At 72.6% G+C, this 9408-nt stretch carries 9 protein-coding genes; 3 read left to right on the top strand and 6 right to left on the bottom strand.

Going from position 1 to position 9408, the window contains the following annotated elements:
• Positions 1 to 204 precede the first annotated feature (204 nt).
• Together GA0070214_RS31230 and GA0070214_RS31225 are read right to left on the bottom strand one after the other, a co-directional pair.
• Positions 205 to 624 carry a VOC family protein gene (locus tag GA0070214_RS31230; protein ID WP_091270128.1) on the bottom strand — a complete coding sequence of 140 codons (420 nt, stop codon included), beginning with the start codon at positions 622 to 624 and terminating at the stop codon, positions 205 to 207.
• Positions 600 to 1172, bottom strand: a complete 573-nt coding sequence (locus GA0070214_RS31225) for a cob(I)yrinic acid a,c-diamide adenosyltransferase (protein ID WP_091270127.1) — start codon at positions 1170 to 1172, stop codon at positions 600 to 602. Before GA0070214_RS31225 ends, GA0070214_RS31230 begins: the two co-directional genes overlap by 25 nt.
• Here GA0070214_RS31225 and murA point away from each other — a divergent pair.
• Both murA and GA0070214_RS31215 read left to right on the top strand, forming a co-directional pair.
• Positions 1171 to 2613 (top strand): UDP-N-acetylglucosamine 1-carboxyvinyltransferase, encoded by a 1443-nt coding sequence (murA, locus tag GA0070214_RS31220; RefSeq protein ID WP_091270126.1) that lies wholly within the window; start codon positions 1171 to 1173, stop codon positions 2611 to 2613. The two genes, GA0070214_RS31225 and murA, sit on opposite strands and share 2 nt — an antisense overlap.
• Positions 2614 to 2690: 77 nt before the next feature.
• The gene (locus GA0070214_RS31215) at positions 2691 to 3539 is read left to right on the top strand and encodes a 3-hydroxyacyl-CoA dehydrogenase family protein (RefSeq protein WP_091270125.1); all 849 of its coding nucleotides are present in this window, start codon (positions 2691 to 2693) and stop codon (positions 3537 to 3539) included.
• A gap of 40 nt (positions 3540 to 3579) precedes the next feature.
• Here GA0070214_RS31215 and GA0070214_RS31210 read toward each other — a convergent pair whose 3' ends face one another.
• Genes GA0070214_RS31210 through GA0070214_RS31200 form a run of 3 tightly spaced genes read right to left on the bottom strand, consistent with a single transcriptional unit; the run spans position 3580 to position 6115 of the window.
• On the bottom strand, positions 3580 to 4392 hold the full coding sequence (locus GA0070214_RS31210) for an alpha/beta hydrolase (RefSeq protein WP_091270124.1): 813 nt from the start codon (positions 4390 to 4392) through the stop codon (positions 3580 to 3582).
• Positions 4393 to 4424: 32 nt separating this feature from the next.
• Positions 4425 to 5270, bottom strand: a complete 846-nt coding sequence (locus GA0070214_RS31205) for an ABC transporter permease (RefSeq protein ID WP_091270123.1) — start codon at positions 5268 to 5270, stop codon at positions 4425 to 4427.
• Positions 5270 to 6115, bottom strand: a complete 846-nt coding sequence (locus GA0070214_RS31200) for an ABC transporter ATP-binding protein (protein WP_091270122.1) — start codon at positions 6113 to 6115, stop codon at positions 5270 to 5272. Before GA0070214_RS31200 ends, GA0070214_RS31205 begins: the two co-directional genes overlap by 1 nt.
• 151 nt (positions 6116 to 6266) lie before the next feature.
• On the opposite strand from GA0070214_RS31200, the gene GA0070214_RS31195 reads away from it, so the two are divergent.
• Entirely contained in the window at positions 6267 to 8273 is a 2007-nt protein-coding gene (locus GA0070214_RS31195) for a protein meaA (RefSeq protein ID WP_091270121.1), read from the top strand.
• A 127-nt stretch (positions 8274 to 8400) separates the two neighbouring features.
• Here the strand turns inward: GA0070214_RS31195 and GA0070214_RS31190 are convergent, their stop codons facing one another.
• Positions 8401 to 8697: a DUF1540 domain-containing protein gene (locus tag GA0070214_RS31190; protein ID WP_091270120.1), complete on the bottom strand. Its 297-nt coding sequence runs from the start codon at positions 8695 to 8697 to the stop codon at positions 8401 to 8403.
• Positions 8698 to 9408: the final 711 nt, after the last annotated feature.

Genomic DNA, 9408 nt, shown 5'->3' with positions numbered 1-9408 from the left:
GACGCCTACGCCCAGTGGGAGCAGCAGGCCACCGACATCGTGGCCCACAACTGGAACAGCTGACACACGCAAGCTGGCCGGCACCCGAACCTAGGGGTGCCGGCCAGCGGGCGTCTCCGGATCTTGGCGAGTTGCCGTCCGCAGCGAACGGAAACCCGCCAAGATCCGGCAGCCGTCGAGCGCACCCCTCGGCGGCGAAACCGATCAGTCGAGGTCGGCGACCAGTTCGACCTCGTACCCCTGCTTGTCGGAGAGGTAGGCGGCGTAGGTCTGCGGGCCGCCGGCGTGGGGGTGGCGGTCCGGGAAGAGCAGCTCCCAGCCGTGCCCGGGCGCGGCGGCGACCAGCCGGTCCACGGCGGCCGGCGGGCCGGCGTGGAAGGCCAGGTGGTTGAGCCCCGGGGCGCACCGGTCGTGCGTGCGCCCGGTGAGGGCCGGTGACTCCTCCAGGACCAGGTACGTCGGGCCGAGCCGCCAGGACCGGCCGGCCGGCCAGTCCTGGTACGGCGTCCAACCCAGCTCGCCGAGGAGCCAGCCCCAGCTACGCCTGGCAGCGGCGAGATCGGGTACCCACACCTCCACGTGGTGCAGCGCGCCGACGGTCAGCGCTTCCCGCCCGGCACCCATAGCACATCCCCGTCCGGATTTGCCGTTCTTGACAGGATAAAGAGCAGATCGGAGAGCCGGTTGAGATACTTTGCCGGGAGCGTGCTGGTCCGGTCCGGGTCATGCGTGACCAGCGCCCACGCCGCACGCTCGGCGCGCCGGGCGGTCGTCCGTGCCACGTGCAGCAGTGCCGCGCCAGCGGTGCCGCCGGGGAGGATGAAGGAGTCGAGCTTGCTCAGGCGCGCGTTGAACTCGTCGCACCAGCCCTCGAGGCGCTCCACGTACTCCTCGGTGACCCGCAGCGGCGGGTACTTCGGATCCGGCTCCACCGGGGTCGCCAGGTCCGCGCCGACGTCGAACATGTCGTTCTGGACCGACTCCAGCACCCCCCGCAGCTCGTCGGAGAGCTGCCCCAGGGCGAGCGCCACGCCGATGGCGGCGTTGCACTCGTCCACGTCCGCGTACGCGGCGATCCGCGGATCGGTCTTCGGCACCTGCTCGTTGTTGCTCAGCCTGGTCATGCCGGCGTCGCCGGCCTTGGTGTAGATGCGCGTGAGGTGGACGGCCATGACGCACAGCCTACGGATACCGGACCTGACCATCCCGGCGCGGCCGGCTCCCACCGCCTGGCCGGCGGCCGGGGTCGGGCCGGGTGACGCCGGCGACCCGGCGGTCAACGACGTCGACGTCATCCGGGTGCTCGGTGAGGCCCAGCTGGCCGGCACCGTGCACGTGGTCGGGGCGAAGAACTCCGCGCTGAAGCTGATGGCGGCGGCGCTGCTCGCTCCGGGGCGCAGCGTGATCACCAACGTCCCGCGGATCACCGACATCGCCATCATGGGCGAGGTGCTGCGCCGGCTCGGCTGCGTCGTCCGCTTCGCCGCCGACGACCCGGTCGACCCGATGGTGGCCCACGGCGGGGTGGAACGGTCCCGGTCGGTGGTGATCGACGTGCCGGAGCAGCCGGGTGCGGAGGCCGACTACGACCTGGTCCGCCGGCTGCGCGCGTCGATCTGCGTGCTCGGCCCGCTGCTGGCCCGCCGGGGGTACGTGCGGGTGGCCCACCCCGGCGGGGACGCCATCGGCTCGCGCGGGCTGGACATGCACATCGCCGGGCTGGCCCGGATGGGCGCGGAGATCTCCGGCGAGCACGGCTTCGTCATCGCCGAGGCGCCGGACGGGCTGCACGGCGCGGACATCCTGCTGGACTTCCCGAGCGTCGGCGCCACCGAGAACCTGGTGATGGCGGCGGTGCTGGCCCGGGGCACCACGACGATCGACAACGCGGCGCGGGAGCCGGAGATCGTCGACATCTGCACCATGCTGAACCGGATGGGCGCCCGGATCGAGGGGGCCGGCACCTCGACCCTGCACATCGCCGGGGTGCCCGAGCTGCGTCCGGTCCGGCACGCCACGGTGGGGGACCGGATCGTCGCCGGGACGTGGGCCTTCGCGGCCGCCATGACCCGCGGCGACGTGACCGTGACCGGCGTGGACCCGGCCTACCTGGAGGTCGCGCTGGACAAGCTGGTCTCGGCCGGCGGCCTGGTGGAGACCCGGGGCGGCGCCTTCCGGGTACGCATGGACGACCGGCCGAAAGCCGTCGACGTGGTCACCCTGCCCTTCCCGGGCTTCGCCACCGACCTGCTGCCGATGGCGATCGGGCTGGCGGCGGTCAGCGACGGGGGCTCGCTGATCACCGAGAACATCTTCGACGGCCGGTTCATGTTCGCCAACGAGATGATGCGGCTCGGTGCGGACATCAAGACCGACGGCCACCACGCGCTGGTGTGCGGGCACGAGCGCCTCTCCGCCGCCCCGGTCCGAGCCACCGACATCCGGGCCGGCGCCGGCCTGATCATCGCGGGCCTCTGCGCGGACGGCGTCACCGAGGTCTCGCACGTGCACCACGTCGACCGCGGCTACCCGGACTTCGTGGCCGACCTGCGGGCCCTCGGCGTCGAGGTGGAACGCGGAACCGCGCCCGACGAACCGGACCTCGCCATCTGAGGGACCGCCCTTAGCAGTCGTTCAGCCTCGCGGATTAGGGTGCTGGCAGACACTCATTCGCAGCGAGGGAGAAGCAGATGGCGGGTCGACTCGCGGTCGTCGGTGCCGGGTTGATGGGCGCGGGCATCGCCCAGGTGGCGGCGCAGGCGGGCTGGCAGGTGACGCTGCGCGACCTGGACGACGCGGCCACCAAGCGGGGCGTCGACGGCATCCGGAAGTCGCTTCAGAAGTTCGCCGAGAAGGGGAAGATCGAGGCGTCCGAGGTCGACGCGACCCTGGCCCGGATCACGCCGACCACCGAGCTGGAGGCGGCGGCCGACGCGGACATCGTCGTCGAGGCGGTCTTCGAGAAGATCGAGATCAAGCACGAGGTGTTCCGCGCGCTGGACAAGATCTGCAAGTCCGACGCGGTGCTGGCCACGAACACCTCGGCCATCCCGGTCACCCAGATCGCCACCGCCACCGAGCGCCCGGAGTCGGTCGTCGGCACCCACTTCTTCTCGCCGGTGCCCATGATGAAGCTGTGCGAGCTGGTCCGCGGCTACAAGACCAGCGACGCGACCCTGGCCACCGCCAAGGCGTTCGCCGAGGAGATCGGCAAGACCGTCGTGGTGGTCAACCGGGACATCGCCGGCTTCGTCACCACCCGGCTGATCTGCGCCCTCGCCATGGAGGCGGTCAAGCTGGTCGAGTCCGGCGTGATCTCCGCCGAGGACCTGGACACCGCCTGCAAGCTGGGCTTCGGCCACGCCATGGGCCCGCTCGCCACGGTCGACCTGACCGGCGTGGACGTGCTCCTCAACGCCAGCAGGAACATCTACACCGACACCGCCGACGAGAAGTTCTTCCCGCCGGAGCTGCTCCAGCGCATGGCCACGGCCGGCGACCTGGGCCGCAAGACCGGCCAGGGCTTCTACGCGTACTGAGTCGTGCGCAGCGCGCCCCCGGCCGTCGTGGCCGGGGGCGTCACGCTTTCCGGGGCGGGGTGAGGGCCGCGCCGAGCAGGGCGAACGCGTCGGGGATGACGGTGCCCCAGTAGGCGAAGTTGTGCCGGCCGTCGGCCCAGGCGGCGCGTACCGGGGGCTCGGGCAGGGCCCGGGCCAGCGCGCGGACGTCCTTGAGGAAGTTGTCCTGCCGGCCGCACCAGAGGCCGACCGGGGTGCCGCGCAGCCGGTCCGCGCCGGTGAAGACCGCGTCGCCCGGGCGGACCGCGGGGGAGAAGGCGGCCACCGCGCGCAGCCAACCCGGGTACGCCTCGGCGAGCAGCAACGCCCCGAACCCGCCCATCGACCAGCCCCAGACGGCGAGCCGGCTGCTGTCGAAGCCCCGCCGGGCGCACCAGGCCGGCAGTTCCTCGCGGACCATCCGTTGCGGGTCGTCGTCTCCCGACCGGCGCCAGGAGAGCCGGCCGCCGGTCGCCCCGGCGAGCGCGAAGGGCGGGGCGCCACGGCGTACCGCGTCCGTGAGGAAGCGGGCCAGGCCGAACCGGCCGTAGTCGCGGGGGGTGGCCGAGGCGCCGTGCAGCACCAGGCAGACGGGGAGGCCGCGGCCGTCGCCGTACCCCTCGGGCACGGCCGTCCAGAGGTCCACCTCGCGGCCGCGGGCCCCCGAGGCGATCCGGATCAGCCGCTCGTCCCCGGCGGGCGCGTCCGGCACGGCCGGCCCCGGCCCGGGCCGGGGCTCGGCGAGCCGCCGGGCGGTGAGCCCGCCGACCACCGCGGCGCCGGCCACGCCGGCACCGGCCGCCAGCAGCGTGCGCCGGGTCAGGATGTGCGCCATGCCGGCGAGTGTGCCACCCGCGGTGCGTACCGTCAGCCGTCGCGCTTGGTCGTCCAGCGGAAGGTCGTCAGGCAGAGCACCAGGCCGATCACGCACCACAGCCCCAGCACCAGGGCGACGCGGCCCAGCTCGAACGAGCCGCCCGCTTCCTGCGCGCCGAAGCTGTCCGGCAGGAAGACCGACCGCAGGCCCTGGCACATCCACTTGAGCGGGAAGAGCGCGGCGACCTGCTGCATCCAGCTCGGCAGGCTGGTGAAGACGAAGAACACCCCGGAGATGAACTGGAGGACCAGGGCCACCGGGGTGACCACGGCCGAGCCGCTGCGCGCGGTGCGGGCCAGCGACGAGATGGCGATGCCGCAGAGGGTGCAGGCGGTGACGCCGAGGACGGCGACCCAGCCGAAGGTGGCCCACTTCGCGGCGGTGTCGGGCAGGTTCAGGTCGAACAGCGCCACGGACACGGCGAGCAGCAGCGCGGTCTCCGCGATGCCGATGGCCACCACCATGAGCACCTTGCCGGCGAACCAGACCCACTTGGGCATGGGCGTGCCGCGGTAGCGCTTCAGCACGCCCCGGTCCCGCTCGATCGGGATCCAGATGCCGAGGTTCTGGAAGCTCACCGTCATGAGGCCGGTCGCGATCATGCCGGTGATGAAGTACTGCGTGTAGCTGACGCCGGGCGCGATCTCGTCGCTGAAGATCGCCGCGAAGATCAGGATCATGATGATCGGGAAGCCCATCGTGAAGACGACGGACTCCCGCGAGCGCAGGAACTGGGTGATCTCCAGCCGGCCCTGCCGCAGGGCGAGCGCGGCCCCGCCCGGCCGGCGGCCCGGGGCGGCGGCGACCGGGGCGGCCGGCTTCGTCGTGGTGGTCATCAGTGTCCGATCATCCGCAGGTAGACGTCTTCCAGGGTCGGCCGGGTCACGGTGAGGCCGGGAACCTCGCCGCCGAAGCGCGCGGCCAGCTCCGCCACCAGCGCCGTCGGCGTCGCGGTCTCCGCCGTCTCCGGCGTCCCGTCCGGGGTACGCCAGGAGACCGTCGCGAGCGCCTCCTGGCGGTTGCCCAGCCGGTTCGGCGGGGCCACCTCGACCACCCGGCCGGCGGCGATCACGCCGACCCGGTCGGCGAGGGCCTCGGCCTCGTCCAGGTAGTGGGTGGTGAGCACGATGGTGGTGCCGGCGGCGGAGAGGTCGCGGATCAGCTCCCAGAACTCGCGCCGGGCCTCCGGGTCGAAGCCGGTGGTGGGCTCGTCGAGGAAGAGCAGCTCGGGGCGGCCGACGATGCCCAGCGCCACGTCGAGCCGGCGCTTCTGCCCGCCGGAGAGGGTGTGCGTGCGCGCCCCGGCCTTGGCGCCGAGCCCGACCCGCTCGACCACCTTCGCCGGGTCGTCGGCGTCCGGGTAGAAGCCGGCGAAGTGGCGGACCACCTCGCCCACGGTCAGCTCGTCGAACTCGCCGGTGCCCTGGAGCACGATGCCGACGCGGGACCGCCAGCCCGGGTCCGGGTGGGCCGGGTCGGCGCCGAGCACGCGCACCTCGCCGGCGTCGCGCCGCCGGTAGCCCTCCAGGATCTCCACCGTCGTGGTCTTGCCGGCGCCGTTCGGGCCGAGCAGGGCGAACACCTCGCCGCGGTGGACGTCGAGGTCCACCCCCGCCACCGCGAGGTTGTCGCCGTACGCCTTGCGCAGCCCCCGTACGGAGATCGCGAGCTCGTCATCCATGACGTCCAGTGTGCGACTCAGGTGGGCCGGGCGGCGGCCCGGGGTGTGGTGGTGTCGGCCATGTCGCGCCGCTCGTGCCCGTCGGTCCGCTCCATGGACCTGTGTGGTTTTCCACAGCCCGTTTTACTGAACGGTAACTTAAACTCCGGCCATGGACGAGAAGGCTCCTTCGGGGCGGCTGCCGGAGCGCGAGCGGCCCTGGGTGATGCGCACCTACGCCGGGCACTCCTCCGCCGCGGCCACCAACGCGCTCTTCCGCCGCAACCTGGCGAAGGGGCAGACCGGGCTCTCGGTCGCCTTCGACCTGCCCACGCAGACCGGCTACGACCCGGACCACGAGCTGGCCACCGGCGAGGTGGGCCGGGTGGGCGTCCCCGTGGCGCACCTCGGCGACATGCGGGCCCTCTTCGAGGGCATCCCGCTCGCCGAGATGAACACCTCGATGACCATCAACGCCCCGGCCATGTGGCTGCTCGGCCTCTACGGCACGGTCGCCGGCGAGCAGGGCGCCGAGCTGGCCCGCTGCGCCGGCACCACGCAGAACGACATCATCAAGGAGTACCTGTCCCGGGGGACGTACATCTTCCCGCCGGCGGCGTCGCTGCGGCTGACCGCCGACGTCATCGCGTACACGCTGCGCGAGATGCCGAAGTGGAACCCCGTGAACATCTGCTCGTACCACCTCCAGGAGGCCGGCGCGACGCCGGTCCAGGAGGTCGGCTTCGCCCTGGCCACCGCGGTCGCCGTGCTCGACGCGGTACGCGACTCCGGCCAAGTGCCCGCCGAGCGGATGGGCGACGTGGTCCAGCGGATCTCCTTCTTCGTCAACGCCGGCGTGCGCTTCGTCGAGGAGATCGCCAAGATGCGCGCGTTCGGCGCGCTCTGGGACGAGATCACCCGCGACCGGTACGGCGTCGAGAACCCGAGACAGCGCCGCTTCCGGTACGGCGTCCAGGTCAACTCGCTGGGCCTCACCGAGGCGCAGCCGGAGAACAACATCCAGCGCATCGTGCTGGAGATGCTCGGCGTCACCCTGTCCCGCGACGCCCGCGCCCGCGCCGTGCAACTGCCCGCCTGGAACGAGGCGCTCGGCCTGCCCCGCCCCTGGGACCAGCAGTGGTCGCTGCGCATGCAGCAGGTGCTGGCGTACGAGTCGGACCTGCTCGAATATCCTGACCTGTTCGACGGCTCGCACGTGATGACCGCGCTGGTGGACGACATCGTCGCCGGGGCCCGGGTCGAGCTGGAGAAGGTACTGGAGATGGGCGGCGTGGTGGCCGCCGTGGAGACCGGCTACCTCAAGAGCGCCCTGGTCGCCTCGCTGGCCGACCGGCGCCGCCGGATGGAGGCCGGCACCGACGTGGTGGTCGGCGTCAACCGGTTCACCGAGACCGAGCCGTCCCCGCTGACCGCGGCCGGGGCCGAGGCCATCGAGCAGGTCGACCCCGCCGTCGAGGCGGCCGCCACCTCCGCCGTACGCGAGTGGCGGGCCGGCCGGGACGCGGCGGCCGTGGACGCGGCACTCGCCCGGCTGCGCGCGGACGCCGCGACCACCACGAACCTGATGGCGGCGACGCTGGAGTGCGTGCGGGCCGGTGTGACCACCGGCGAGTGGGCCGGCGCGCTGCGCCAGGTCTTCGGTGAGTACCGGGCACCCACCGGCCTGGCCGGAGCGGCCGGCGCCGGCGGTGATCCCGGCCTGGGTGCGGTCCGGGAGCGGGTGGCCGCGACCGCCCGCGAGCTGGGCAGCGGCCGGCTGCGGCTGCTGGTCGGCAAGCCCGGCCTGGACGGGCACTCCAACGGCGCGGAGCAGATCGCGGTACGCGCCCGCGACGCCGGCTTCGAGGTAGTCTACCAGGGCATCCGGCTGACCGCCGGCCAGATCGTGGCGGCCGCCGTGGAGGAGGACGTCGACCTGGTCGGCCTCTCGGTGCTCTCCGGGTCGCACCTGGCCGCCGTGCCGGCCGTGCTGGACGGGCTGCACGCCGCCGGTCGGGCCGACCTGCCGGTGGTGGTCGGCGGCATCATCCCGGCGGTCGACGCGGACGCGCTCCGGGCCGCCGGGGTGGCCCGCGTGTTCACGCCGAAGGACTTCGCGCTGACCGGCATCATCGACGACCTGGTCACCGTGATCCGCGAAGCCAACGGCCTGTCCTGACTGTGAGGCTGGCCGGGTCGTTGGTATGTGCCGGCCCTTGCGCTGTGCCGGCTCCTCGGTCTGTGCCGGCCCTTGGTGTGTGCCGGCTCCTGGTCGGTGCCGGCTTTCTGGGCTGGGCCGGGCCCGGTCAGCGGCTCGCGTAGGTCTGGCAGTCCGCCAGGTCCATGTCCGGGCCGACGGTGATCGCCGGGGCGTGGCACTCCAGGTCGGAGTTGTGCCGGCAGTCCGCGCGCTGGCAGGCGCCGACCTGGGCGATCATCTGCTCGACGCCGCCGCGCACCGGCAACTCCACGAAGGTGTGGCAGTGGGCGTGGTCAGGGCTGCCGATCGTGATGGCGAACGCGTGGCAGTCGTTCGTGTGGTTGTAGGCGCAGGATCGGACTGCGCACTCCTGGACCCGGGGCATCTCCAACGACGCGGTCATCTCTCCGGCCCTCCTCTGGACGTCTGCCACGAATGTAGGGATTCATCCGGTCTCCGTCCGTCGATCCGCGCCCGGGTCATGCAGTCGGGTGCTCCTCCCGCCCGCGCCACCCAGCCGCAAGGGAGCAGGGGTGCTCAACCACCGCCTTTGCTCTGCAGCCCTCCACGCAGCGCCCGGGGACACGGGGTGTTGCGCCCGTGGCTGCAGAGCAAAGGGTGCCGCGCAGCTGGATGAGTGCTGACCGGCTGTCCAGGGCCCGGACGTGCGCTGAATGTCCGGTTCGCGCCTGAGTCCCGGCCGTGAGTGGAACGCTATGGGTGTCTCCGGGGCCGGGATGCACCCATGTTGTTCCACCGACCGTCGTTGCCTGGGCGGGGTGTCCGTTTCGCGGGGTGACCGGTGGCACCCCGGCGGCGGAATGGCGGGCGGGCGGGGGTCGTTATACCCGGTGCACGACCGAGGAAGGACGGCCCGCCGACGCGGGTGTCCCGGGCCCGGAATGATGGCGGCCAGCCGGTCGTTGTACATGGTCCCGGCGCGACGAAGAGGCTCAGCCCCGTGCGCTAGATGATCCCCCAAGACTTTTCTTGAGCGCCTGACGTGGTGCTTGCGCACGGCCGACCCCCATCGGCGTGTGCGCCAACCCCCGAATGGAGCTATCCCCATGAACTCGATGCTGCGTAAGAGCGTGCTGGGTATTGCTGGTCTGGC

It is taken from the genome of Micromonospora chaiyaphumensis, assembly GCF_900091435.1.
In the GTDB taxonomy this organism is placed as follows: domain Bacteria; phylum Actinomycetota; class Actinomycetes; order Mycobacteriales; family Micromonosporaceae; genus Micromonospora; species Micromonospora chaiyaphumensis.
The sequence above is the reverse complement of the archived record's forward strand: the minus strand, read 5'-3'. Positions and strand labels throughout refer to the sequence as shown.